26 protein-coding genes are annotated in these 25,295 nt (G+C 62.6%); 6 read left to right on the top strand and 20 right to left on the bottom strand.

All coding sequences use genetic code 11. From position 1 onward, the window contains the following. Nucleotides 1-178 precede the first annotated feature (178 nt). The 3 genes from CGZ66_RS19970 to CGZ66_RS19960 all read right to left on the bottom strand — a co-directional run bounded on the left by CGZ66_RS19970 (nt 179) and on the right by CGZ66_RS19960 (nt 3,350). Nucleotides 179-775: a LysE family translocator gene (locus CGZ66_RS19970; RefSeq protein WP_095087149.1), complete on the bottom strand. Its 597-nt coding sequence runs from the start codon at nt 773-775 to the stop codon at nt 179-181. 118 nt (nt 776-893) lie between these two features. Further along, complete coding sequence (ilvN, locus tag CGZ66_RS19965) at nt 894-1,469, bottom strand: acetolactate synthase small subunit (RefSeq protein ID WP_013894763.1); 576 nt, start codon at nt 1,467-1,469, stop codon at nt 894-896. Between the two features lie 84 nt (nt 1,470-1,553). Next, nucleotides 1,554-3,350 carry an acetolactate synthase 3 large subunit gene (locus CGZ66_RS19960; protein ID WP_095087147.1) on the bottom strand — a complete coding sequence of 599 codons (1,797 nt, stop codon included), beginning with the start codon at nt 3,348-3,350 and terminating at the stop codon, nt 1,554-1,556. 441 nt (nt 3,351-3,791) lie between these two features. On the opposite strand from CGZ66_RS19960, the gene CGZ66_RS19955 reads away from it, so the two are divergent. Further along, entirely contained in the window at nt 3,792-5,594 is a 1,803-nt protein-coding gene (locus CGZ66_RS19955; RefSeq protein WP_095087953.1) for an NAD(P)/FAD-dependent oxidoreductase, read from the top strand. Between the two features lie 63 nt (nt 5,595-5,657). On the opposite strand, the gene CGZ66_RS41545 is transcribed toward CGZ66_RS19955, so the two are convergent. The 4 genes from CGZ66_RS41545 to tmpA form a co-directional block, all read right to left on the bottom strand. After that, nucleotides 5,658-6,284 (bottom strand): PcfJ domain-containing protein, encoded by a 627-nt coding sequence (locus CGZ66_RS41545; protein WP_342586866.1) that lies wholly within the window; start codon nt 6,282-6,284, stop codon nt 5,658-5,660. Then, entirely contained in the window at nt 6,202-6,816 is a 615-nt protein-coding gene (locus CGZ66_RS41540; RefSeq protein ID WP_342586865.1) for a hypothetical protein, read from the bottom strand. The genes CGZ66_RS41545 and CGZ66_RS41540 overlap by 83 nt, the downstream gene beginning before the upstream one ends. Before the next feature lie 571 nt (nt 6,817-7,387). Next, the gene (gene tmpB / locus CGZ66_RS19945) at nt 7,388-7,972 is read right to left on the bottom strand and encodes a (R)-1-hydroxy-2-trimethylaminoethylphosphonate oxygenase (RefSeq protein WP_095087145.1); all 585 of its coding nucleotides are present in this window, start codon (nt 7,970-7,972) and stop codon (nt 7,388-7,390) included. Beyond that, entirely contained in the window at nt 7,969-9,120 is a 1,152-nt protein-coding gene (gene tmpA, locus CGZ66_RS19940) for a 2-trimethylaminoethylphosphonate dioxygenase (RefSeq protein ID WP_095087144.1), read from the bottom strand. The genes tmpB and tmpA overlap by 4 nt, the downstream gene beginning before the upstream one ends. A 118-nt stretch (nt 9,121-9,238) precedes the next feature. Here tmpA and CGZ66_RS19935 point away from each other — a divergent pair, with 118 nt between their 5' ends. Continuing rightward, entirely contained in the window at nt 9,239-10,123 is an 885-nt protein-coding gene (locus tag CGZ66_RS19935; RefSeq protein WP_095087142.1) for a LysR family transcriptional regulator, read from the top strand. A 4-nt stretch (nt 10,124-10,127) separates the two neighbouring features. Here CGZ66_RS19935 and CGZ66_RS19930 read toward each other — a convergent pair whose 3' ends face one another. From CGZ66_RS19930 to CGZ66_RS19920, 3 genes are read right to left on the bottom strand one after another with little or no spacing between them, the layout of a single operon-like run. Then, nucleotides 10,128-10,655, bottom strand: a complete 528-nt coding sequence (locus CGZ66_RS19930; RefSeq protein WP_095087141.1) for a GNAT family N-acetyltransferase — start codon at nt 10,653-10,655, stop codon at nt 10,128-10,130. Nucleotides 10,656-10,699: 44 nt separating this feature from the next. After that, nucleotides 10,700-11,008 (bottom strand): hypothetical protein, encoded by a 309-nt coding sequence (locus CGZ66_RS19925; protein WP_095087139.1) that lies wholly within the window; start codon nt 11,006-11,008, stop codon nt 10,700-10,702. Between the two features lie 4 nt (nt 11,009-11,012). Further along, nucleotides 11,013-11,576, bottom strand: coding sequence for an XRE family transcriptional regulator (locus CGZ66_RS19920; RefSeq protein ID WP_095087137.1), 564 nt, complete (start codon nt 11,574-11,576; stop codon nt 11,013-11,015). Nucleotides 11,577-11,731: 155 nt separating this feature from the next. On the opposite strand from CGZ66_RS19920, the gene CGZ66_RS19915 reads away from it, so the two are divergent. Further along, nucleotides 11,732-13,564, top strand: a complete 1,833-nt coding sequence (locus CGZ66_RS19915; RefSeq protein ID WP_095087135.1) for an ATP-binding protein — start codon at nt 11,732-11,734, stop codon at nt 13,562-13,564. Nucleotides 13,565-13,786: 222 nt separating this feature from the next. On the opposite strand, the gene CGZ66_RS19910 is transcribed toward CGZ66_RS19915, so the two are convergent. Further along, nucleotides 13,787-14,578, bottom strand: a complete 792-nt coding sequence (locus CGZ66_RS19910) for a GGDEF domain-containing protein (RefSeq protein ID WP_095087133.1) — start codon at nt 14,576-14,578, stop codon at nt 13,787-13,789. Nucleotides 14,579-14,707: 129 nt separating this feature from the next. Beyond that, nucleotides 14,708-15,652: a tRNA (adenosine(37)-N6)-dimethylallyltransferase MiaA gene (miaA, locus tag CGZ66_RS19905; protein ID WP_095087131.1), complete on the bottom strand. Its 945-nt coding sequence runs from the start codon at nt 15,650-15,652 to the stop codon at nt 14,708-14,710. On the opposite strand from miaA, the gene serB reads away from it, so the two are divergent. Together serB and CGZ66_RS19895 are read left to right on the top strand one after the other, a co-directional pair. Next, nucleotides 15,642-16,529 (top strand): phosphoserine phosphatase SerB, encoded by an 888-nt coding sequence (serB, locus tag CGZ66_RS19900; protein ID WP_095087129.1) that lies wholly within the window; start codon nt 15,642-15,644, stop codon nt 16,527-16,529. The two genes, miaA and serB, sit on opposite strands and share 11 nt — an antisense overlap. Further along, nucleotides 16,526-17,098 carry a GNAT family N-acetyltransferase gene (locus CGZ66_RS19895; protein ID WP_095087127.1) on the top strand — a complete coding sequence of 191 codons (573 nt, stop codon included), beginning with the start codon at nt 16,526-16,528 and terminating at the stop codon, nt 17,096-17,098. Before serB ends, CGZ66_RS19895 begins: the two co-directional genes overlap by 4 nt. A 47-nt stretch (nt 17,099-17,145) precedes the next feature. Here CGZ66_RS19895 and CGZ66_RS19890 read toward each other — a convergent pair whose 3' ends face one another. From CGZ66_RS19890 to CGZ66_RS19865, 6 genes are all read right to left on the bottom strand, one after another. Next, the gene (locus tag CGZ66_RS19890; RefSeq protein ID WP_095087951.1) at nt 17,146-18,663 is read right to left on the bottom strand and encodes a DegQ family serine endoprotease; all 1,518 of its coding nucleotides are present in this window, start codon (nt 18,661-18,663) and stop codon (nt 17,146-17,148) included. Nucleotides 18,664-18,876: 213 nt separating this feature from the next. Beyond that, a complete protein-coding gene (locus tag CGZ66_RS19885) occupies nt 18,877-19,065 on the bottom strand; it encodes a DUF2065 domain-containing protein (protein WP_095087125.1) in 189 nt (62 codons plus the stop codon). 6 nt (nt 19,066-19,071) lie between these two features. After that, nucleotides 19,072-20,040 carry a protease modulator HflC gene (gene hflC / locus CGZ66_RS19880; RefSeq protein WP_095087123.1) on the bottom strand — a complete coding sequence of 323 codons (969 nt, stop codon included), beginning with the start codon at nt 20,038-20,040 and terminating at the stop codon, nt 19,072-19,074. Continuing rightward, entirely contained in the window at nt 20,040-21,152 is a 1,113-nt protein-coding gene (gene hflK / locus CGZ66_RS19875) for an FtsH protease activity modulator HflK (protein ID WP_095087121.1), read from the bottom strand. The genes hflC and hflK overlap by 1 nt, the downstream gene beginning before the upstream one ends. Nucleotides 21,153-21,302: 150 nt before the next feature. Continuing rightward, on the bottom strand, nt 21,303-21,821 hold the full coding sequence (locus tag CGZ66_RS19870; RefSeq protein WP_095087119.1) for a dihydrofolate reductase: 519 nt from the start codon (nt 21,819-21,821) through the stop codon (nt 21,303-21,305). Then, entirely contained in the window at nt 21,821-22,837 is a 1,017-nt protein-coding gene (locus CGZ66_RS19865; protein WP_095087117.1) for a DUF4424 domain-containing protein, read from the bottom strand. The genes CGZ66_RS19870 and CGZ66_RS19865 overlap by 1 nt, the downstream gene beginning before the upstream one ends. A gap of 131 nt (nt 22,838-22,968) precedes the next feature. Between CGZ66_RS19865 and cobF the strand changes: the two genes are divergently transcribed. Continuing rightward, on the top strand, nt 22,969-23,748 hold the full coding sequence (gene cobF / locus CGZ66_RS19860) for a precorrin-6A synthase (deacetylating) (RefSeq protein ID WP_095087115.1): 780 nt from the start codon (nt 22,969-22,971) through the stop codon (nt 23,746-23,748). Between the two features lie 32 nt (nt 23,749-23,780). Here the strand turns inward: cobF and CGZ66_RS19855 are convergent, their stop codons facing one another. Both CGZ66_RS19855 and CGZ66_RS19850 read right to left on the bottom strand, forming a co-directional pair. Further along, a complete protein-coding gene (locus CGZ66_RS19855) occupies nt 23,781-24,533 on the bottom strand; it encodes a methyltransferase domain-containing protein (protein WP_095087113.1) in 753 nt (250 codons plus the stop codon). 398 nt (nt 24,534-24,931) lie between these two features. Continuing rightward, nucleotides 24,932-25,273 carry a winged helix-turn-helix domain-containing protein gene (locus tag CGZ66_RS19850; RefSeq protein WP_095087111.1) on the bottom strand — a complete coding sequence of 114 codons (342 nt, stop codon included), beginning with the start codon at nt 25,271-25,273 and terminating at the stop codon, nt 24,932-24,934. Nucleotides 25,274-25,295: the final 22 nt, after the last annotated feature.

Genomic DNA, 25,295 nt, shown 5'->3' with positions numbered 1-25,295 from the left:
GGCCCGTTGCCGCGATTTCGCCGAATAGATAGGACACGCCTTTGTCGGAAAAGGGCCAAAACACGGCATTACGAAGATTTAATGTGCACTGCACAATAGATGTGCAGCCGACCAAGGTGGGCCGGGTTTCAGGTCAGGCCGGCATCACCCTGCCCGCATCATCGGAATGTCGACACGCCTAGCGGAGCATCGGCCACAACGTCGCCGCCAGCAGCACGCCCATGGCGATGTTGAACCATTTCAGCCGCACCGGGTCCGACAGGAAACCGCGCAGCGCGGTGCCGAAACCCGCCCACACCGAGACGCTCGGCAAGTTGACGACGGTGAAGGCCACCGAGATCACCACCACCGACAGGAACGGATGCTCCGGATTGGTGTAGACGGCCATGGCGGTGATCGCCATAACCCATGCCTTGGGGTTGACCCACTGGAATGCCGCCGCATCGATGAAGCGCATCGGCTGCCCCTTCGCCTCACCCTTGCCGGCAAGCGAACGCGACATGGCGATCTTCCAGGCGAGATAAAGCAGATAGGCGCCGCCCGCGACCTTGAGTGCCGTATGCAGGATCGGAAACGCGGTCAGCACCGCGCCCAGGCCAAGCCCAACCGCCACCAGCAGCACCAGGAAACCGATGCTGATGCCCAGCATGTGCGGAACCGTCCTGACGATGCCGAAATTCACTCCCGATGCCAGAAGCATGAAATTGTTCGGCCCCGGCGTGATCGACGTCACCAAGGCATAGACGAGCAGGGCAAGGAATGCGTCAAGCGACATGATATCCTCCCAGACACGTCAGCATTATTGTCTCTTTTCGGCGACTGCAAAGACCAGTGGCCGGTCTATGACCGAGCCAGACCTACGCTTGTCAAAGACTTGGAAGGCCCGGCCGTGCCTACATCCCCTGTGGACCGCGGTTCATCGCCGCCACGCCGGTGCGGCAGATCTCGACCAGACCGAGCGGCTTCATGATGGCGATGAACTGGTCGAGCTTGGAGCCCTTGCCGGTGATTTCGAAGATGAAATGCTCGGTGTTGGCGTCGATGACGCTGGCGCGGAAGGCGTCCGCCAGCCGCAGTGCCTCGACGCGGGCCTCGCCGGTACCGGCAACCTTGACCAGTGCCAGTTCCCGCTCCAGCGGCCGCTCCTGGCCGAATTCGTGCGAGCGCACGGTCAGGTCGACGACGCGGTGGACCGGCACGATGCGTTCGAGCTGATGCTTGATCTGCTCCAGCACATGTGGCGTGCCACGCGTCACGATGGTGATGCGCGACAGGTGCTTCTCATGCTCGGTCTCGGAAACGGTCAGGCTCTCGATGTTGTAGCCGCGCCCGGAGAACAGGCCGATGACCCGGGCGAGCACGCCCGGTTCGTTGTCGACCAGCACGGAAAGCGTGTGGTTCTCCGGCCTTTCCGTCTCCTTGGCGATGAAGTAGGCGGAGCCGGTGGGCTGAAGGTGCTGTGCGTTCATGACATGAATCTCGATTTCAAACTATTGAGCTAATTCTCTGTTTTCGCACGGCTTCTCGCGACAGCCCTGCCTCGGCTGAGCGGACTACACCAGTTCCCTGCCCTTGGCGTCGATGGCGTTGGCCACCGCCTCGTCGGTCGCCTCGTCGGGCAGCAGCATCTCGTTGTGTGCCTTGCCCGACGGGATCATCGGGAAGCAGTTCGCAAGTGTCGCCACGCGGCAATCGAACAGCACCGGCTTCTTGACCGCGATCATCTCCTTGATCGCATCGTCCAGCTCGTCCGGCTTCTCGCAACGGATGCCGTGGCCGCCATAGGCCTCGGCCAGCTTGACGAAGTCCGGCATCGCCTCGGTGTAGGAATGCGACAGCCGGTTGCCGTGCAGCAGCTGCTGCCACTGCCGCACCATGCCCATATACTGGTTGTTGAGGATGAATATCTTGATCGGCGCGTCGTGCTGCACGGCCGCGCTCATCTCTTGCATCGTCATCTGCACCGAGGCGTCGCCGGCGATGTCGATGACCAGCGCATCGGGATGCGCGATCTGCACGCCCAATGCCGCCGGCAGGCCATAACCCATCGTGCCCAGCCCGCCTGACGTCATCCAGCGGTTCGGCTTCTCGAAATGATAGTGCTGCGCCGCCCACATCTGGTGCTGGCCGACCTCGGTGGTGATGTAGGTGTCCATGCCCTTGGTCAGTTCGTAGAGCCGCTGGATGGCGTATTGCGGCATGATGACGTCGTTGTTCATCTTGTAGGCGAGTGAATCGCGCGCACGCCATTTGGCGATCTGCTCCCACCAGGGGTAGAGCACCTTCTTGTCGGCCTTGGCGGTCGCCCGCCACAGCCGCACCATATCCTCCAGCACCCGGCCGACATCGCCGATGATCGGCACTTCGGTGTGGACGTTCTTGTTGATCGACGACGGATCGATGTCGATGTGGATCTTCTTCGAGTTGGGCGAGAACGCGGTCAGCCGCCCGGTGATGCGGTCGTCGAAGCGCGCACCGATGCAGATCATCACGTCGCAATCATGCATGGCCATGTTGGCTTCATAGGTGCCATGCATGCCCAGCATGCCCATCCAGTTCTTGCCCGATGCCGGATAGGCGCCGAGCCCCATCAACGTCGATGTGATCGGGAACCCGGTGAGATCGACCAGTTCGCGCAGGAGATGGCTCGCTTCCGCACCCGAATTGATGACGCCGCCGCCGCTATAGATTATCGGCTTCTTGGCGCTGGCCATCAATTCGACCGCCGCCTTGATCTTGTCCAGGTCGCCCTGGACCTTGGGCTGATAGCTGGTGCGCGGCGCGATCTGCGGCGACACGTAAAAGCCCCTGGCGAACTGCACGTCCTTCGGAATGTCGACCACGACCGGACCGGGACGGCCGGTGGTGGCGACATGGAAGGCCTCGTGAATGGTCGCGGCGAGTTCGTTGACGTCCTTCACCAGCCAGTTGTGCTTGGTGCAGGGACGCGTGATGCCCACCGTGTCGCATTCCTGAAAAGCGTCGGAGCCGATCAGCGAGGTCGGCACCTGCCCGGTCAGGCAGACCAGCGGGATCGAATCCATCAACGCGTCCTGCAGCGGCGTCACCGCATTGGTGGCGCCGGGTCCCGACGTCACCAGCATGACGCCGGCCTTGCCGGTCGAGCGCGCATAGCCTTCGGCCGCATGGCCGGCGCCCTGCTCGTGGCGGACCAGGATGTGCTCGACCTCGTCCTGTTGGAAAATCTCGTCGTAGATCGGGAGTACTGCGCCGCCCGGATAGCCGAAGACATGCTTGACGCCATTGTCCTTCAGCGCCTGCACCACCATTTCGGCGCCAGTCATTTCGGTTCTTGGCATTTCGCGCCGCTCACTCTGTCCGTTGCTCATCGGTCTGGTCCCGTACTGCCGCCATCTGGCGATTGCTGGTCGTTTAGTCGTGTTTCAGGCAATAAAAAAGGCCCCCGAGGGAGCCTGTGTGTGCGCATGGGAGGTTTTCGCCCGGCGGTTACACCGCCTTGCCCACGCGCTTTCCTACGAGAATGAGTGCCGTTTTCATGGTGGCGGACAATAGAATTGGTTTTACGCCGCTGTCAACGGCGAATCTGAGTGACATGAACCCGCAGCAAAAGGGCCGGCTCTCCTCTTCGGCACCGGCAAGCCATCACCGGAAAAATCCCATAGGTTTCCGATAAGGCATTGAAAACACGCCAAACTATTGGAGGGCGTGACGCTGCCGAGCTTTTGAAGAAATACTCCGCTCATCGTGGACAACTCGGTCCGGCCAAATCGCTCGATCAAGAAGCGATCACAATCCAAGGAGGAAAGCTGATGCTCGACAAGGCCCCTAACAAGAAACTGTCCGACCTGCTCGACCAATTCGGCGCCGCCCTGGCCGCCAACGACATCGAGAAAGCGGTCGATTGCTTTCAGGAGGACTGTTACTGGCGCGACCTCGTCACCTTCACCTGGAACATCAAGACCATGGAGGGTCGCGACCAGGTCCGCGACATGCTGAAAAGCCAGTTGTCGAAGACCAAGCCATCCCACTTCGCCATCGCCAAGGGCGAGGACGCGACCGAGAGCGGCGGGCTGATCGACGGCTGGATCAGTTTTGAGACAGAGGTGGCGCGTGGCTTCGGCCATGTCAGGCTGAAGGACGGCAAGATCTGGACGCTGCTGACCACCATGGTCGAATTGAAGGGCCACGAGGAGCCGGCGGGTTTCGCGCGGCCGATGGGTGCCAAACACGGCTCGGGCAAGAACCGTCAGACATGGAAGGAAGAACGCGAGAACGAAGCCGCTGAGCTCGGCTTCAAGACGCAGCCCTACACGGTGATCATCGGCGGCGGCCAGGGCGGCATCGCGCTCGGCGCGCGCCTGCGGCAGCTCGGCGTTCCCACGATCATCATCGAGAAGAACGAACGTGCCGGCGACAGCTGGCGCAAGCGCTACAAGTCGCTCTGCCTGCATGATCCGGTCTGGTACGACCATCTGCCCTACATCGATTTCCCGAAGAACTGGCCGGTCTTTTCGCCCAAGGACAAGATCGGCGACTGGCTGGAAATGTACACCAAGGTGATGGAGCTGAATTACTGGTCCTCGACTGAGGCCAAGAGCGCGTCCTATGACGACAAGAAGAAGGAATGGACGGTCGTCGTCCACCGCGACGGCAAGGACATTATGCTAAGGCCGAAGCAGCTGGTGCTGGCTACGGGACAATCCGGCAAGGCCAATATGCCGAAATTCAAAGGCATGGAAAACTTCAAGGGCGATCAGCATCACTCCTCGAAGCACCCCGGTCCCGATGCCTATGCCGGCAAGAAAGCTGTGGTCGTCGGCTCGAACAATTCCGCCCACGACATCGCCGCGGCACTTTGGGAAGCAGGCGCCGATGTCACCATGGTGCAACGCTCGACCACGCATATCGTCAAGTCCGACACGCTGATGGAAATCGGGCTGGGGTCCCTCTATTCGGAACAGGCGGTGCAGAGCGGCATGACCACGGCAAAGGCCGACCTCGTCTTTGCCTCCCTGCCCTACAAGATCCTGCACGAATTCCAGATTCCGGCTTACGCCGAGATGAAGAAGCGCGATGCAAAATTCTACACGGGTCTGGAGAAGGCCGGCTTCATGCTCGACTGGGGCGATGACGATTCGGGCCTGTTCATGAAGTATCTGCGACGTGGTTCGGGCTACTATATCGACGTCGGCGCTTCCGATCTGATCATCGATGGCTCGATCAAGCTGAAAAGCGGTGTCAACGTGGCTGAGATCAAGGAGCATTCGGTGCTCCTCAGTGACGGCACCGAGTTGCCCGCCGATGTCATCATCTACGCCACCGGCTATGGTTCGATGAATGGCTGGGCGGCCGACCTGATCTCCAGGGACGTCGCCGACAAGGTCGGCAAATGCTGGGGTCTCGGTTCGAACACCACCAAGGATCCCGGTCCATGGGAGGGCGAATTGCGCAACATGTGGAAACCGACGCAGCAGGAAGCACTGTGGTTCCATGGCGGCAATCTGCACCAGTCACGCCACTATTCGCAGTTCCTGTCGCTGCAGTTGAAGGCCAGGCAGGCAGGCCTGCCGACGCCGGTCTACGGGCTGCAGCAGGTGCACCACAAGGGATAGCGCCTCGCACATCCGCCCCTTTCTGAACCCGCGCGGCGATTCCGCCGCGCGGGCTCTTTCTGTTCAGTCCTGCAGCGTCACGCACTTCGCCTTGGCCCAACGCTCGAGGATCTTGCGCTCGTCCGTCGTTGCCAGACGATTGCCGAAACCGCGCACCTGGACCGCCCGATGCTGCGGATCGAGCTCGATCGTCAGCAAGCGTTCAGTCTTGCCGAGCGCCTTGCGCCGCAGCGCCCAGATCGAGGCATTGCCGGCAATGCATTTGGTCGCATAGGACGACACGCAATGATGCATCGCCCGGCTCTCGGCAACGAGGTCCTCTGCGGTCTTCAACTGGCGGATGGAGAACCACTCGCCATGCGCCTTCGCCTCCTTGGGCGGCGGATGCCATTCCCAATCCTGCAGGCGCGAGCCGTCCCAGGCGCTGCACTGCGCGGGTGCGCCGGCGACGGGCTGGGCCCGCGCGGCGGCCCGCCGGCGCATCGCCTCGATGCGTTCGATCGCAGCAAGATCGCGATGCCAGTCCGACATCTGCCGGTGCAGCGAGGCGAGCGTGCGGCCCTTCAGGCTGTAGGCACCATCGCGCCGGTGCTTGGCGCCGACATAGTCACAGAGATCGTCGGTCTCCTCCTTCGAAGCAGGATGCTCGCAGAAGAAGCGCCACCTCGCGCCAGAAGGCCAACTCGCCACGCGGCGTGCGCGCGATTTTCGTGCGCGCGAGCCGAGCCGCAATCCCTGGATCATCCGTGTAGGACCGCGCGATCGCGAACCAGAACGCCTCGTCGAAGGTGAAATCGCCGGACACGTTCAGGAAGCAGTGCACCTCCTTTCGCGACAGCCACGCATTGGCGCCCGCTTTGTAGAGCGAGCCGCCACCTGCAGCCGTGACGTACCAGGCCAGGCGAAGTGCGATCTCCCGGCCATCGAGTCCCGACCTATCCAGCCAGATGGCCTCGAGCGCGGCCGAAACCGGATAACGCGCAAAGAGATAGCGGGCGGCAGCCAGCCGCAGCCGCGCCGGGTCGCGCGTCTTCAGCTTTGGACGCCACAACGCGCCGTCGCGGATCGCCATGCCTGCATAGCCGCGGCGTACCTCGTCGAGCGCCCGCTCGAAATCGGGAGCGGGGCGCGGCATAGCGGAAACCCGCCGCAGCGATGCTTGATATGCTTCAATGCGTTCGCGCTCGGCGTCCTGCCTGCGCTGGATCATGGACTTCGCCATGGCCGTTCTTCCTGATTGGAACCCTGTCAGCCGCACGCAATTCCAGCGTCGGCACGGAATGTGTCGATCTGGGTTGTCGTGACATGGACAGGTCTCCTTTCAGGATGACGGGTTGGGAATGGCGCGGTCTCTAGGCTCACAAGAAACTTGGCACAAGTGCCATTCCTTCAATGTTTACAATGGCCTGCCGGAGTGTTGCAAAGCAGCATCTTTGATTTTCAGGCAGCCGCAATCGTTGGCCGGGAGCTAGGCTTCCCACCGTTTTATGGACAATGCGGCTTAACGCCGTCCCGGGTTACGCAGCTCGTGTAGACGACAACTCCCACCGCACATCGCGGCACGGCGGTCCTCAGAGTGCCAGGATATTGGAACCGCTGTGGCGCGGGGTCAGCCCGTTCGTCCGCCGCGGAGGCGCAAAATGCGTGAACAAGATTTCATCGTCGCCTCCATCAAAAGCGTGGTCGATACGGTGCGGCCAATGAAAATGCGGGCCGCATGTCGGGCGCGGCTAATACATCGGAACAAGCGCAGCGGCAAGACGGCGAGCGTGCTCGACCTCGACGGAGTTGCGTCAGGCGCGATCGCGATAGTCGCGAACGACCCGCTGCAGCAGCGGTACGTAATCGCGGAACGTCCGTGTCTTCATGTTGGCGATCTTGCCGCTCTCGTCCCAGATGCGGACCCGGACCGCCTCCTCATGGAACGGGTTCTTGCGGAACTCGGCCACCTCGTCGGCGCTCATCGGTCCACCCTGCAGCGACAGCGTATGCACCGAGGCCTGCGAAAGCTTGCCGAAATAGGTCGGGTCGGTGGCGCAGAGATAGCGCTTGGCCGAGACATGTAGCCTGACGCATTCAACGATGACAGGCGGAAAGAACGGCGCCAGCACCTCGCCGCCGGCTTCGTCATGATGCTTGTCCTCGACATCCTCCGGCGAATAGGTGCCGAACTCGCTGGTGTAGTGGCCGATGTCGTGCAGCAGGGCCGCCGCCACCAGCTCGTCCGGCGCGCCGTCCTGCTCGGCGAACCATGCGCCCTGCAGCATATGCTCCGACATGGTGACGGGCTCACCGAGATAGGATTCCGCCCCCCTGCGTTCAAAGATGTCGGCGATGAACTCGACGATGTTGTCCGCGTTCAGGTCCTGGCCGCTCATTCCGCAGCCTCCTTGAACCCGTGTTCGATCGCCGCGAGCGTGGACAGCAGGCCGTCCTTGTCGGCGTAGCAACCCTGCAGCCAGCGCTTGCCGGTGCCGGAAAACGCCTTGCGGGCATGCATGACGCGGGTGTTGTCGACGATGAACGCCTGGCCCGCTTCGAGCTTGAAGGTCACTTCGAAGGATGGATCCTCGATCAGCTCGGCAAACCGGCGATAGGCGGCATAGTATGCCTCCATGTCGGCGAACGGCACGTCGACCGTCGGCGCCAGCGAACGGTTGTTGAAGCGGATGCAGATCAGCTCGCCGTCTGGCCCGAGCTCGATCATCGGCCGCTTCGCCTGCAGCCGCACGCCGGCCGAGCCGGCATATTCGAACCGCGCCGGGCATGAACTCAACAGCCGAAAGCCTTCGGGGTTCTCAGCCTGCAAGGCGGCCGCGACGGCAAACCCGTCGACGACGCTGGACTCGCCACCCTCTACCGTATTTTCGATGCAGGACAGGATCTGCAGCGTCGGCACCGGATCGCGATAGGGATTGTCGGTGTGCGCCTGGAGGCCGAGATTGGTGTAGGCGAGATTGCTGGGATTGACCTCGGCGCGCACTTCGAACCAGCGACCGTAATTGGTTTCCCTGATATAGCCGAACAGATCGGACACTTTGCAGAGCGCCCCGGATTCGGCCGGCAGATCGTCCATCACCGCGAAGCCATAGGCTTTCACCGCCGACAGCCATTGCCGCAAGACGTCGCGGTCGCGGGTGGCAGCAGGGTAGCCGGCACGCGGCACGGAATTCTGCATCGTCGCCTTGGTCCAGCGCACGGTGTGCTGGCCTGTCCAGCCTGCCTGGCGGGCCGCGTCGCGATCATAGGCATTGGCGCTCAGCCATATCGAGGGAAAGCTCACCGTCTTTCCTTCCGGCACGAAGCTGACCTCGAGGGCATCGCCCTTGATCGACGCCGCGCCGATCTTCGTCTCAACCGGAATGTCGAGGATGGTGATGAGCCGCTGGCCGTTGCCGGCGCTGCGCGTCTTGTCGTCCAGCGCATTGTCGCGCAGCCACATGGCGTGAAAGCGGGTGCGCGTCCCGTCCTTCCAGCCAAGTTCGATGGTTCTGCCTTCGTCGCCGATCAGCGCGTGGGTGAGCATGGAGATCCATTCCTGTCCGCTACGCCTGCGGTCCGATCCGCAGGTTTCGATTGCATGTTGACCGCGCGAAAGGCATAACTCAAATTATCCTTTTTTGGCCAATGACCTCAAAGAAATAATGGCTCGAACAATCCCGCCCTTGCCTCCGCTTGATTGGCTGCGCAGTTTCGAGGTTGCGGCGCGGCTGTCGAATTTCACCGCCGCGGCAGCCGAGCTTGGCCTGACCCAAGCGGCGGTCAGCCAGCACATCCGGCTTCTCGAAGAACGGCTGAAGACGCGTCTGTTCTCCAGGCTGGCACGTGGCGTTGCGCTGGCGCCGGAAGGCGCGGCTTACCTGCCCCACATCCAGTCGGCTTTCGCCACCATCGGCAGCAGCACCGCTGAACTGTTCGAGCCGCGCGCCGTACAGACCGTGACCGTTCGAGCGCCGATCTCCTTTGCCCTGCTGATGCTCGTCCCGGCCCTGCCAGATCTAGCCAAGGCATTGCCGCGCATCCAGATGGACCTGGTGACGATCCACCGACCGACCGATTACGACCTGCCGGGTTCGGCGCTCGACATCCGTTTCGGCAACGGATCCTTCCCCGGACGTGACGCCGACAGGCTGACCGCCGAGCGGCTCGTGCCGGTGGCTGCCCCGGCCCTGGCCGGCGACGCCGACTGGACCTCCCTGCCGCTGCTTCTGGTCGCCGGCGCACGCGAGATGTGGGCGGAATGGTTCGTGGCCGCAGGGTTGGCCGGCCACCCCCGGCGATCGCATCGCTTCGACAGTTTCGTTGCAGCCATGGAGGCGGCCAGGGCGGGGGCCGGCGTGCTGCTGGGCTCGCGGCCGCTGGTCGATGCCGAGCTCGACAGCAGGACCCTGGTCAGGCTTTCCGACTTCGAACTCTCCAGCACCTCGGGGCATTTCCTGACCAAGGCGTCGACCGCGCGCCTGACCAGCGCCGAACAGGATTTCCATCAGTGGCTGCTGTTGCGCCTCTCCGGCTACGGTCCGACGTGACTGGTTACGAGATTGGCCCGATACGCTTCCAGTAAAGGAGCGTACCGGTCAGCCCGCCATGCGGCTTCAAGGCATACTCCGGTATCTCGCCGGCCAGCGTGAAACCGAGCTTCTCGTAGAGGCCTGAAGCACCCTCCTCCGTCGCCGTATCGAGAACCAGCAGCGTGCGGCCCTTGTCCACGGCCAGGCTCTCGGCGGCTCGCATCAGGCGCGTTCCCACGCCCCTGCCCCGGTAATCCAAACGGGTCATCAGCTTGGCGATCTCGGCCCGGTGCGGCTGGTTGGGCGGACAGTCGAGCAACAGGGTGACGGTGCCGACCAGGACCTCGCCGTCCCAGGCGCCAAGCACCGCCCTTTCCCCTCTTGCCGCTGCTGCCAGGGATTTCTGCCAGAATGCGCTTGCCGCTTCCGGTGCCAGCGGATGCATGAAACTGACCGATCCACCGGCCGCTACCGTTGCGACCAGCAAATCGGCCAGCATCTCCTGCGTCGCCGCAGCTGGGGTCAGTGTTCCGATCTCGATCGAGTTCATGCGCGTGATGTCCTGTGATTGCGATGGCACGACTGAAGCGGTCGTCAGTCGAGATGGCGCACGCGGCGGCGCTTTCGTGCCGCCTTGATGGCGCCGATGCGTTCGGTGTCTTCTTCCCTGAGATGCCGCCCGCGCTCCAGTATCTCGAGCGTATATTCCTCATAGGTCAGGCCCAGCCGCTCGGCCTTGTCCATGCGCAGCAGCATGATCTCGCGGCTTGGCGCCTTCCACGCCTTGGCATGGGCGGCCTGCCAGGCGAGGAAGATGTAGGGATCGCCCTTGCCCCATGGCGGCCCCTTGTACTCGTCAAGAGGCGGCCCCCCATTGTGGGAGCGCTTTGGTCGTCTGGCCATGACTTCAACCCCTGACCAGCGCGACGAGATAGTCGGCGCCGGGTTCCAAGGCGTGGAAGGTGCAGTCCGATGGCGCGCCGAGCGCCAGACAATCGCCGGGGTCGAGCCGGTGCACCACATCGCCCTCGGCGAACTCGAGCCGCCCCGAAATCAGCCATATCTGCTGCTTGATGAAGGCATAGGACGCGGCGGGAAAATTGACCCTGACGCCCGCCGGCAACTGAACCCTGATCAGTTCCAGCGGCATGTCCGAGGCGGGCGACAGATGCCGCCTGACATAGCCCGTACCAGGGTCGCGCCACACCGGTTGATCGGCCTCGCGCAGCAGCCCGCCGCTTTGCAATTCGGCGCGCGCGATGAGCGTCGACAGCGTCATGCCGAAGGCCGACGCGATGCGCACCAGAAGTGCTGCCGTCGGGCTGGTCTTGCCGCGCTCTATCGTGCTCAGCATCGCCTTCGACACGGCGGAGCGCCCCGCAAGCTCGGCCAGCGACCAGTCCCGCATGGTCCTTTCGGCGTGTATTCTTCTGCCGATGGTCGAGGAAATATCGTTCGCTATATCATCCATATATCCATTATAGCGAAATGCCGGCGATGGAGAAGAGCCCCCTCGCGACAATTTTCATGGACCCCTTAATCGTCTCTACACCATCCGACCTCATCCAGCCTTAACCCCGTTCCTGTAGGGTCGATGCTCCAGGGAAAATGGGGGTTGGTCTGTCCATGTATGTCGAACGCGAAGCCTCCGTTGGAGAACCGACATCGCAGGAGCGTCGCAACGCGGAGCAGAACGACAGGCGCATTCTGGGCAACGTCGTGCAATGCGACGGCGCGCGCGCCACCATCGGCGCCTTTGCGGACGATATTGACGGCGCGGTGACCGGCCTGTGGACAGTCGGCAAGATGATTTCCATCAATCTGGGATCCACGCGAACCGTCGGCCTGGTCTACGGGATCGGCAAGTCGGACCGCGCCTGGAGCAATGAAGGTCAAAACCCGATCGAGGTCAGCATCGAGCTGATCGGCGAAGTCCGCGACGGAGCAGAACTTGGCGCCAAGCCGATCTTCGATCGCGGCATCACCACCTATCCGCATATCGGCGCCATCGCCCATCGCATCCGCACCCGTGACCTGCAGGCGGTCTATGATCTGGCCGGGCGTCATTCGATCACCATCGGCACACTCTCACAGGACGAGACGATCGCCGCCAACATCGCCATCGACGATACGTTGGCGCGTCACTTCGCCGTGGTCGGCACCACCGGTGTCGGCAAATCCACCGCCGTCTCGTTGCTGCTGCGCAAGTCGATTGCGGCACGGCCGGACCTGCGCATCCTGATCCTCGATCCGCACAACGAGTTCGCCGCGTCGCTGCCCGAATATTGCGTCAGGGTCGATTCCAAGACGCTCGACCTTCCGTTCTGGATGTTCAGGCTGGAGGAGTTCGCCGAGGTGTTGTTCCGCGGCCGCGAGACGGTGCCGGAAGAGATCGACGCCTTGCGCGACCTCATCCCCGCCGCCAAGAACCTTTACCGCAACCCGAATTCGGGCAGCTACATCAGGCGCGGCAGCGATGCGCTGACCGCCGATACGCCGGTGCCTTACCGCATCGCCGACCTTATCAAGCAGATCGACGAGCGTATGGGCATGCTCGAAAGCAAGACCGACCGCCCGACGCTGAAATCCCTGAAGACGCGCGTCGAATCGGCGGCTGCCGACCCACGCTACCGCTTCATGTTCAACTCGCGCCTGATCGAGGACACCATCCACGAAACGATCGGCAACCTCTTTCGCGTGCCGCATCATGGCCGCCCGGTGACCTGCTTCGAGATGGCCGGCATGCCGTCTGAAGTGGTCAATTCCGTCTGTTCGGTGCTGGCGCGCCTGGCCTTCGACCTCGCTTTGTGGAGCGAGGGCAAGCTGCAGCTTCTGCTTTTGTGCGAAGAAGCTCACCGCTACATGCCGGCCGATCCGCGTCTCGGCTTTGCGCCGACAAGGCACGCGCTGTCGCGCATCGCCAAGGAAGGCCGCAAATATGGCTGCTATCTCGGCGTCGTCACCCAGCGACCGGGCGAACTCGACCCGACCATCCTGTCGCAATGTTCGACCTTCTTCGCCATGCGACTTGCCAACGAGCAGGACCAGGCGATCATCCGTTCGGCGATTGCCGACTCCTCGGCCTCGACGCTGGCTTTCCTGTCGTCCATGGGCCAGCGCGAGGCCATTGCCTTTGGCGAAGGCGTGGCGACGACGATGCGGCTGAAATTCGAGAAACTATCCTCGGAATTGATCCCCGGCACCAACAAACGCGAAGAGGCCGAGTCGAAAGCCGGCGAGGATGTCGACCTGGTGGCGATCGTCGAGCGGCTGCGCAACGTGCCGAAATCAACGCAGCAGGCGATGGCCTTCGCCGAAGTCGTCGATTCAAGCCGCCAGGCCGGCGATCCCGACTACCGCAAGCCGCCGGCCACCAGCCGGGTGCAATCGGATGACGATTTCGACATGCGCTACGGCCTCAAGCCCGCGACCTTCGGCCTGCGCCCGCAAAACGACTGAGCCGGCAACGTTACGTCTCCTGCTGACAGTTCCGAGAAGCTTGCGAGAAGCGTTCGGGGGCTTCGTTGGCATGCCTGGGCAAATCCCGTCAGGGAATTCGTCAGGCTGAGTCGATTGGTGTCGACTTCGAGAACCGAAGCGGAGCGGACATTTGGTCCGTGAGCACCGGAAGCACAGAAGCCGGCATCAAACGGCCAGCCTCACGAATTCAATGATGGGATTTTAGGCGCAGACGCGGTTGCGGCCTTGCCTCTTCGCCTCGTAGAGCTGGCGATCAGCGCGGCGATAGAACTCCTCCGCGGTTTCCTTGCGGTCCCAGACAGCCAGACCGACGCTGGTGGTGATCTTGAGCCGGACATTGCCGGAGAGCACCGACATGTTGGCGACCGCCTTGCGGATGCGCTCGGCAAACTTGCCCAGCAGTTCGGAGTCCATGTTGGGCGTGACCACTGCGAACTCCTCGCCGCCCAGCCGCGCCACCACGTCGTGATAGCGTGTCATGTCCTTGAGGCAGCTCGCGACGGCCTTGAGCACCTCGTCGCCGACATCATGGCCATGGGTGTCGTTGACCTGCTTGAAATGGTCGAGGTCGAGGATCATCAGCCCGACGGGCTTTTCGATGCGCCGGAACTCCTCGAGATATTCCTTCAGCGCGTCGTCGAAATAGCGCCGGTTCTGCATGCCGGTCAGGCCGTCGGTCAGCGCGGCATGCTCGAGTGTCTCCGAGCGGGCACTGAGCGATACCGTCATGGCGCGCAGCTTGCCTTCCTCCGTCGCCTGTTTGCGGATCAGCGGATAGATGAAGAAAATGCCGAAGAACAGCGCAGTGGCCAAAAGCACGCCGGTCGCGAACAGCAGCTTGTTGAGATAGATGACCTTGTCCATGCCCGAAGCCGTATGCAGCTCGGTGGCGAAGGATTGCAGCAGTCCATAGGCATGCAGCGTCACCAGGCCGGCGGCCAGGATCACGAAGATAAAGACGAAAAATGCTGATTCCGCCTTATGGAAACGCATCTGCTCCCCAATGGAAAAGTGCCCACTGACCTTATGGCATGGGCGGGCTTACGGAGGGTTAATTTGGACAACCGCAACGGGAACCTTACCTTGCAGATAAACTTTTCAGGTTGCAATGGAAACAGGCGATCAAATCGTGGTTTCCAGATCGTCACCGGGCCGCAATCTTTGCCATTCCGAGCCCAATTGGTGCCTGAACCAGGTCGTTTGCCGCTTGGCATATTGCCTGGTTGCAATCTTGGCGCGCTCGATCGCCTCGGGAAAGCCAATCTCTCCAGCCATCGCGGCCTGCAGTTCGCGAACACCGATCGCTTTCATCGCCGGCAGTTCGGGGTCGAGGCCGAGCGCCGATAGCCGCTTGACCTCGTCCAGTGCCCCCTTGTCCAGCATCTGGTCGAAGCGTTTTTCGATGCGGTCGACCAACGCCGCGCGGTCCGGCTCGATCACGAAGAAACGCGCGCTCTGCCTGTCGATGAGCGGCCGGCCGCTCTCCGCCTGCCATTCACGGATCGAACGGCCCGACGCATCGAGCACCTCCAGTGCCCGCACGATGCGCTGGCTGTCGGTCGGCTTCAGCATCATGGCAGCCGCCGAATCCTGGCGCAGCAGCAGGCTGTGCAGCTTGACGGCGCCCTGCTCCTTCAACTCATAGCGCCAGCGGTCACGAATTCGCTGAGGAATGTCGGGCATTTCCGAAATGCCCGCGGCAAGCGCACGGAAGTAGAGCCCGGTGCCGCCGACAAAAATAACAGGCTGTCCGGAGAGCGTACCATCGTCGATCAGCTTCATCACGTCGCGCAGCCAGGCGCCGGTGGAATAGGCTGTGGCTGGGTGGACATGGCCATAGAGAAAATGCGGCGCGCGGGCGAGGTCGGTGACCCGCGGCCGGGCCGTCAGCACGTCGAGCACCGAATAGCCCTGCATGGAATCGGTGTTGACGATGACGGCGCCCTTGCGCTCGGCCAGATCGAGCGCAAGGGCCGACTTGCCGCTGGCGGTCGGCCCGGCTATCAGGATCGCGTCCTTCACGCGGCCCCCGCCCGCCTGTCCGCCGGAATCGTCCATGCCGCTCATCGCCACGCTTGTTTCCCGTCCCGCCGATCGCGCATTGTCGCAGTCGCTTGCGAATATGGCGTCACGGTCGGTCGGCGCAAGCGCTGTTGTCTGGCTTGCCGACGGGATTGCCTGCGATCTTGCCTTGCCGCAGGAGGCTGACGCCGTCGATATAAGTGCCGCCCTGCGTGCAGCACTCGCCACCGAACCGGTCGACGTGATCGTCCAGCCGGCGGAAACGCGCCGCAAGAAGATCCTCATCGCCGACATGGATTCGACCATGATCGACCAGGAATGCATCGACGAACTGGCCGACGAGATCGGCGTCAAGGATCATGTCGCCGCCATCACCGCGCGATCGATGAATGGAGAGATCGCTTTTGAACCGGCCTTGCGCGAGCGGGTGGCGTTGTTAAAGGGCCTCGACGCCGCCGTGGTCGACCGCATCGTCGCCAATCGCCTGACTCTGGCCTCGGGCGGCGGCGCGCTGGTGCGAACCATGCGGGCCCATGGCGCCTGGACGGCGCTGGTGTCTGGCGGGTTCGAGGTCTTCACGACGCGCATCGCGGCCATGCTTGGCTTCCAGGAGAACCGCGCCAATCGCCTGCTCGAACAGAACGGCCGCTTCACCGGGCTGGTTGGCGAACCGATACTCGGCCGCGCCGCCAAGGCCGATGCGCTGATCGAGATTTCCACACGCCTCGGCCTGACGCCGACTGACGCCATTGCTGTCGGCGACGGCGCCAATGATCTCGACATGATCCAGCTGGCTGGCACCGGTGTCGCCCTCCATGCCAAGCCGACGGTGGCGGCACAGGCAAAGGTTCGCATCGACCACGGCGACTTGACAGCATTGCTCTATGTGCAGGGCTACAGACAGGAAGAGTTTGTGCAATGAAACCAATGCGTACCGAGCGCCTGATCCTGCGCAACTGGGAAGATCGCGATCGCGAACTGTTCCACCGGATCAATTCCGACGAACTGGTCATGGAATTCTTTCCGTTCCGCCGCACCCGCGCGGAGGCGGACGCCAAGATGGACGAGGTCCGCGCCTGGGTCGATGAGGACGGCTATGGCTTCGCCGCGGCCGAGATTGCGGCCACGGGCGAGTGCATCGGCTTTGTCGGGATAACCGGGACGGAAGACATCGACGTCCTGCCCGCCGGCACGATCGAGATAGGCTGGCGTCTCGCCCCGGAATTCTGGGGCAAGGGCTACGTCACCGAGGCGGCCGAGGCCTGGCTCGCCTACGGTTTCGAAACGCTCGACCTGGACGAAATCGTGTCTTTCGCGGTTTACGAAAACCATCGCTCCACCGCCGTCATGAAACGCCTGGGCATGAGGGTCGACCCGGCTGGCGACTTCGACCATCCCGACGTCCCTGACAGCCACCCGGCGCTCAAGCGGCATGTCCTCTACAGACTGTCGCGCGAGGACTGGCAGGCAAGAAAAAAGGCGGCTCAATAGCCGCCTTTTTTCATCTCAAAATCAGGGCACTAAAGCCTTTCCGGACTTCAGTCCATCCGGATCGTCACGAACCTGAGCTCGCCGGTCTTCGACGCCAGCATCAGCAGCGCGTTCTTACGCCCTTGCTCCTTCAAGGCGCCAATCCGGTCCATGACGTCTTTGGGCGTGGCGACCGATTCCTGTGCGATCTCGGTGATCACCTCGCCCGGCTGGATGCCGCGTTCGGCGGCAGCCGAATCCTTGGTGACATCGGTGATGACGACGCCGGAGACATCGGCGGCAATGCTGAACTTCTTGCGCGTCTCGTCGTTCAGTTCGCCGACGGTCATGCCGAGCACCGAAGCCGTCGAGACCGCCGGAGCCTTGTCGCCCTTGTTCTGGTCGGTGTTGCTGCCGTCCTCGCCGCTGGCGAGCTTTTCGCCATCCTCGAGCCGGCCGAGCGTCACCTTCACGGTCTGCTCGACGCCCTTGCGCACGATCAGCACGTCGACCGCCTTGCCGACCGGGCTTTCGGCGACCACGCGCGGCAGGTCGCGCATTTCATGGATGTCCTTGCCGTCGAATTTGAGGATGACGTCGCCGGCCTGGATGGTGCCGTTGTCGACCGGGCCGCCCTTGATGACGCCGGCGACCAGCGCGCCCTTGGCGGTGGCCATACCGAGGCTCTCGGCAATGTCGTCCGTCACGGGCTGGATGCGCACGCCGAGCCAGCCGCGCCGGGTCTCGCCGAACTGGCGCAACTGGTCGACGACGCCGGAGGCGAGTTGCGAGGGGATGGAGAAGCCGATGCCGATAGAACCGCCCGACGGCGAAATGATCGCGGTGTTGATGCCGATGACTTCGCCGGCGCTGTTGAACAACGGACCGCCGGAATTGCCGCGGTTGATCGCGGCGTCGGTCTGGATGAAATCGTCATAGGGGCCGGAATTGATGTCGCGGTTGCGGGCCGAAACGATGCCGACCGTCACCGTGCCGCCGAGGCCGAACGGATTGCCGATCGCCATGACCCAGTCGCCGACGCGCATCTTGGTGGAATCGCCGAACTTCACCGCCGTCAGCTTGTGGCCCTTCGGGTCGACCTTCAGCACCGCGACATCGGTCTTGGTGTCGGTGCCGACCAGCGTCGCCTTCAAGGTGATGCCGTCCGAGAAATTGACCTCGATGTCGTCGGCATCGGCGATCACGTGGTTGTTGGTGACGACGATGCCTTGCTCCGCGTCGATGACGAAGCCGGAACCCAGCGACTGCACTTTCTGCCCGCCATTGTCCTTGTCGCCGCCACGGTTCTTGAAGAAATCGTCGAAGAAATCCTGGAAAGGCGAACCCTCGGGCAACTGCGGCATCGGCACCGCTCCCGGACCTTCCGTCCCCTTCACAGTCTGAGAGGTCGAGATGTTGACCACCGCGCCGAGCAGGCCTTGTGCCAGGTCGGCGACCGAAGCAGGGCCGTCGGCGGCAAATGTCGGCGTGACGAAGCACGGGGCAGCGACGGCGCTGACAAGAAGGGCTGCCGCACCGGCGATGAGCGTCCGCCGTGCCGCGCGCAAAAGGGTATTGGATGTCATCGAGAAGCCTCCCGGTATTCTTGAAAAGAAAAGCGCTTCGACGAAAACGCCGCGTCGCGCCATGTTGGCAAAAAATACGGCACGTTTGCGGCTATGACTATCGGCAGAGGATAAATCATCCGTTATCCCGGGATCGAAGCTCGTATCCCCGGGATCGAAGCTCGTATCCCAGGATCGAAGTTCGTATCCCCCCGGGATCGAAGCTCGCCGCCCTCACCCGCTTCGCACCAGCCAGACGATGCCGACACCGATGGCAATCGCCGCCAGCCCGGCGATCCGCAACGCATTCTCGGGCAGCGACAACACTTCAGTGGCGAGCTTCCTGGCAAGGCCTGGAAAGCCGCCATAGACCAGACCTTCTATCACAAGGACAAGGCCCATGGCGGCGAGAAAGTCCTGCACCTGCCGCTACGGGCTAGTGCTGGGCTGTGCCGCCGGCGCGGCAGGTGCCGTCGCCGGCGCGGCAGGTGCCGGTGAAACCGGCTTCGCCGGCGCCTCCTTGCCATCAGGATCGCGGAAGAACCGGAAGAACTCCGAGTTCGGCGACAGCACCATGGTCGTCCCGGTGTTGTCCAGCGCCGTGCCATAGGCGTTCATCGACCGATAGAAATCGAAGAAGGCCGGGTCGCGCTTATACGCTTCCGCGAAGGTGGCGCTGCGCTGGGCTTCGCCCTCGCCTCGCAGGATTTCCGACTCTTTGCGCGCTTCGGCAACGATCTCGACCACTTCGCGATCGGCGCGAGCCGTGATGCGCTGTGCCGCTTCGTTGCCGCGTGCCCTCAGCCGCGCAGCCTCTGCCAGGCGTTCGGCCTTCATGCGGTCGTATGTCTGCTGCGAGACTTCCGCGGTGAGATCGGTACGGCGGATGCGCACATCCTCGATCTGCAGGCCGAGCGACGTGGCGTCGGGCCGGAGCTGATCGCGGACTTCGCGCATCATCACGGCGCGCTGTTCGGAGAGCGCGGCCTCGAAATCGCGCAGACCGTAGACACGGCGCAAGGCAGCGTCGAGACGCGTCCTGAGCCGGGCTTCTGCCAGTTCGATCTGACCGGACACGGCGGCACGGAAGACGCGCGGATCCGAGATGCGATAGGCGATGAAGGCATCGACCTCATAGAACTTGCCGCCCGACACCTGGACGCGGATGTTGTCGAGGTCGAAGCGCAGCACCCGGTTCTCGATCAGCTGCACCGTATCGGCGTCGAAGAACGAGAATGGCGCCTTGAAGTAGATGCCGGGTTCGCTCTTGACGTCGACGATCTCGCCGAACCTGAGGACCAGCGCCTGCTGGCGCGCATTGACCACGAACACCGACGAGTAGAGCAGGAACAGGATGATCGCCACGGCGACGACGATGATGGGGAGACGATTGGCCATTACTGGTTACCTCCCGTAACGGCAGCAGGGGCGGCCGGTGCCGGCGCCTTCGGCTGCAATGCCGGCAGCGGCAGATAGGGAACGACCCCTTGCCCGTTGCCCTGCTCGACGATCACCTTGTTCGAATCCTTCAGAACTCTCTCCATGGTTTCCAGATAGAGGCGCTTGCGTGTCACATCCGGCGCCTTGGCATATTCGTCATAGACGGAGATGAAGCGCTGCGCCTCGCCTTCGGCTTCCTGCACGACCCGGTTCTTGTAGGCGGCCGCGTCTTCGCGAACTTGTGCGGCCTCGCCGCGCGCCTGGCCGAGCTTCTGGTTGGAGTACTGGTTGGCCTGCTCGACGAACTTGTCCTCGTCCTGCTCGGCACGCTGCACCTCGTCGAACGCATCGGCCACCTCGCGTGGCGGTGCTGCATCCTCGATCGAGACGGCATTGACGTTGAGGCCCGCCTTGTAGCCGTCCAGAGTGGTCTGGATGATTTCGCGAACCGAGGCGGCGATGCCCTGGCGGTCATCGCGGAAGATGTCCTGCGCCGGCCGGCGGCCGACGGCTTCGCGCATGGCGCTTTCGGCAACCTGCCGCAGCATGCCGTCGGGATCGGAGACGTCGAACAGATAGGCCCGGGGGTCGGAGACCTGATAGGCTACCGAGAACTGGACATTGACGATGTTCTGGTCGCCCGAAAGCATCAGGCCGTTGCCGCTGGTGTTGCCGCCGCCAATGTCGACGAGCTGTTCGGAAATCTTGGCCGTCTCGACGGTTTCGAGCGGCCACCAATGGAAATGCAGGCCGGGTTGCGACAGTTCGGCCTTCGGCTTGCCAAAGCGCAGTTCAACCGCGACCTCATCGGGCTGCACGGTGTAAACCGCCTGGAACGCCCACAGCACCACTAATGCTGCCGCAATCAGCGCGAAAATAGCCGGGCTTGCGCCACCGCCACCCGGCAGTGCGCGCCGTAGCCTGTCCTGGCCGCGGCGGATGATGTCTTCGAGATCGGGAGGCGAGCCCTGCGGGCCGCTCGGTCCCTTTGGTCCCTGCCCCCAGGGTCCCTGATTGTTGCCGCCGCCGCCCCATGGGCCGCCGCCGCCGCTTTTATCGTTCCAGGGCATGAATGTCCTTTCGCATGGAATTCCCTCAAGCGCCGGTATTATGGCGCGAAATCCAGTATCGTTCTTCTATAGGGACGCCACGAGACGCTTTCAACGCGATGCGTTGCCGACTTCGTCCGATTTGGCCCAGTCGCGACCCTTTGTCGTCTTTCAATGCACGTCGCGGCGGCGCTCGTAAATCGAATAGCGCGTCGCGTGGCTGTCCTTTTCCCCCGCCGGAATCTCCTGTGAGCTGACCATACGCCAGGAATTGGGATCGATCGGCGGGAAATGCGCATCGCCGTCGACCGCTGCCAGCACATGGGTGACGTGCAGCCGGTCGGCCAGCGGCAGCGCCTGGGCGTAGATTTCGCCGCCCCCGATGACGCAGACCTCGTCCACACCGACCATGCAGCGCCCGCGCACCGTCGCCAGTTGGATCGCGGCTTCGAGTGAATGCACCACCTCGATACCCTCGGCGCGCCAGGCCTTGTCGCGGGTGACCACGATGTTCAGTCTGCCCGGCAGTGGCCGGCCGATGCCTTCAAAGGTCTTGCGGCCCATGATGATCGGCTTGCCCATCGTGTCGGCCTTGAAGCGCTTGAGATCGGTGGACAGCCGCCAGGGCAGCCCGCCATCCCGCCCGATCACGCCGTTCTCGGCAATGGCAACATAAATCGCGACATGCATCAGTTGGCCTCCCCGCCATTGCTGGCCGTCGGATCGAGAAGCAGGATGTCGATGTCGTGCTCGGGATAGAAATCGTCTGCCGTCATCTCGAACGTCGTCGGCCCGACCTTTTTGACATTGTCGCCGCAGAACGAGACCAGCGCTTTCGGATTGACCTTGTCGACGGTCAGCTTGAACTTGCCGATGGTGCCCGCCGCCCAGTTGCCGCCCGTGGTCAGGATATAGGCGATGCGGCTTTCGTTGTACTGGGGATAGCCGTCTGGACCATCCTTCGCCGCCTTGCGCACCGCGTTCTCGAAGGTGTCGTCCATGCAGTAACGGGTCTTGTAGCTGGCGTATTGGCCCTGGAACTTGCCGTCGAAGAAAAAGCTGACCGAAGACGTGCCGCCGACGCTCGGCTTGTAACGGTGCGAGACATGAACGTCCTTGTTGGCCGGAAAGGTCGAGCGCCACCAGTAGGTCGACCGCAATTGCCAGAACGGCGCGTAGTTGGGTTTCGCGCCGGGGCTGTCGTCAATCGTGTCCTCGATGATGATGCCGCGGTTGACCCAATCGTCGGCCACCGCTTGCGGCAGCTTTGCCAATGCGGCCTTCGCCTCGTCGCCGAACGGGTTGAACGGCACATTCTGAGCCTTCAGATCGGCACCGATGTCGATGCCGAGCGCGAACACCTTCTGCTCGAGCTGGGGCTTGGCGGCGACACCGTCGATCGTCACCTCGAAGCCGAGAAAATTGTCGCTCTGATTTTCAGGAATCGCCGGCATCTCCTCGGGATCGCCAGAAATGTCGGGCATCGGGAAGGCGACGATCGCGTCGACATCCTTGTCGGTGTTGTTGTGGAAGACGTAGTCGACCGTCACCTTTTGCGGCGAGATGAAGAGGTCCTCGCTTTGCATCGACACGGCATCGCTGCGCGACAGGATCAGGCCGCCGGTGCCGAGCTCGGCAACCGAATCATTGGCGAATGCAGGCGCGGCTGAAAGCGCCAGCACGGCGGTCAGGACGTATCGCAACATGGAAGCCCCCTCGGCTAGAATGCCGACACGACCCTAGCCGTTTCAATGTGGCGTTTCAAAGCCCTTCCGCATCCGCGGGCACGCCATGACGCTCTGGACTAACAGGTTTCGATCGGGCAGGAGATCGTTCCATGCGCAAGCTTCTCGTCATCGGCATCGGCGCCGGCAATCCAGACCACATGACCGTTCAGGCCATAAACGGCCTCAACCGCGCCGACGTGCTGTTCATTCCCGATAAGGGCGCGAAGAAGAACGACCTTGCCGACCTGCGCCGCCAGATCTGCGATCGCTTCGTCACCAACCCGAAGTCGCGCCGCGTCGAATTCGACGTGCCGGTGCGCGCCGAGCCGGCGCCCTCCTACCGCTCGACGGTCGACGACTGGCACGAGGCCATTGCCGCCATCTACGAAGCCCTGATCCGCGACGAGATTGCGCAGGATCACTGCGGCGCCTTTCTGATCTGGGGCGATCCCTCGCTCTACGACAGCGCGCTGCGCATCCTCGAGCGCGTGCGCCTGAGAGGCAATGTCGCGTTCGAACTGGAGGTCATTCCAGGCATCACCGCTATCCAGGCGCTTGCCGCCAGCCACAAAATGGCGCTGAACCGCATTGGCGATTCCGTCCTCGTCACCACCGGCCGCCGCCTCTCCCAGGAGGGCCTGGCCGACAATGCCGGCAGCACCGTCGTCATGCTGGACGGAAAATGCGCGTTCAACACGCTTGCCGACAAGGATGTCGCTATCCATTGGGGCGCCTATCTCGGCACAGCGGACGAGATTATTCTCTCGGGCCGGATCGGCGATGTCGGCCCGGAGATCGAAAGGGTCCGCGAGGAAGCCCGTCTGCAAAAGGGCTGGATCATGGATACGTATCTGCTGCGCAAGCCTGGCGAGCCGCAGGACGATCGGTAATTTTCAGGAACCGAAGGTCCAAACCTAACGACCTACGCCTGCCGTCGTTTCAAAATTGCGCAGAATTCAAAGTTGTTGTGCGGCGTGGCATAGACTTGCTCGACATCCAGCCCGATGAGACCGAGATTGGAAAGTGCCTCTATGCCGTCGCGGAAGCTTTGCGGCGTAAATTGCCACGCGTGAACATCGACGTATGCCCCGCCGGAATTGTCATATTCGCTCATGGCCACGGAGACGGCAGCAATATTCTGCCGATAAACCGGCAGCCCATGATCTCCGGCCCAATGACGGGCAGCGTCATTGTGCGTGATCAGGGCTCTGTGTTCGATGACGCTCTTTACGCTGTGAACGCTGTTGCCCCGAGCGTTGATGAAATCTGCAATTGAGCTCTCTGGAATGAAGTGATCGAAGCAATAGCGCTTGTCCGGTACAATCAGGAGGTATCTGCCTGTCGGCACGAGAATCCTCTCGACCTGTCTCAGATGGTGGATCAGATCCGGTTGATGCTCGATGCAGTGACTGCTCAGGCAGAAGTCAAACGTCTTGGCGACGATACCCAAATCGCCGGTGCTGGAGACATAGTCGATATCCACAGGGGCGGTGGAGTATGGGTAGCCGACCGCATCCGCCCTCTTGATCAGGCCCTGCTTGTCCAAGACGTCGAGATATCTGACGTTTGGACCGCGAAGCGTTGGGTTGGTGAAAGGCCCGATCTCAAGGGCTGATTTGCGTCCGACAAGGGCAGTCAGGTCGTTTCGGTGAAACTCTGTGGAGCCGGCGTCCATTCGAATTAGCCCGCGCCTGAGCAGCGGCAGCAGTCTTCTCAACAGGGGAAGCGAGGCAAGCCGAGCCCGCATTGCGCGAGGCAATAGCCGCCAGACATAGGTAAGCCGAAGCAGTACCCTCATCGCGCAGCGCCTCTTCGTGTTGAGTTATTGCTAGTGCCGCGCCGCTTCCAAGATCATGGCCTCAGTTTCCTCGATGTATCGAGTGCTCAGGGGGGCCGATCTGCTGTGCATCAACGTGTCGTCTAACCAAGAGGTGCCAATTCTAACCAAGAATCCGGAGCCGGACAACTGGCCCGCGAGCGCACAAAGCAACCGTTGCGATGATGTTGTTGGCACCGCCCTCTGGTTGGCGCCGTGAACTGCGCCAGGGCGTCCCGTCTTCCGCTCGGCACCTTTCATCCGGCATCGATTTCAGCCTGCAACGCCTCCATGTGCGTCGCAGCCGCAGCAGCCGCCGCGCGCTCGATGGCCCGGAAGCGGCTGACAACCGCAAGACCCACCGCCGTCAGTTGCGCGCCGCCGCCCTTGCGGCCACCGGTCTGCGCCGCGACCAGCGGCTTGCCGAACACCCGGTTCATATCTTCGACCAGGTCCCAGGCATGCTTGTAGGACATTTCCATGCCACGCGCCGCAGCAGAGATCGAGCCGAAGGCGGCGATCTGCTCGAGAAGCTCGATCTTGCCCGGTCCGATGCGCCCGTCGGGGTCGAGATTTATCCGCAAGCTCAGCGACGGCATTTTGGCTCCTCCGCGGTCACGC

Source organism: Mesorhizobium sophorae, assembly GCF_002270415.1.
Taxonomy (GTDB): domain Bacteria; phylum Pseudomonadota; class Alphaproteobacteria; order Rhizobiales; family Rhizobiaceae; genus Mesorhizobium; species Mesorhizobium sophorae.
Note: the sequence above shows the minus strand (reverse complement) of the source record. Positions and strands in the feature narration are given on the sequence as shown.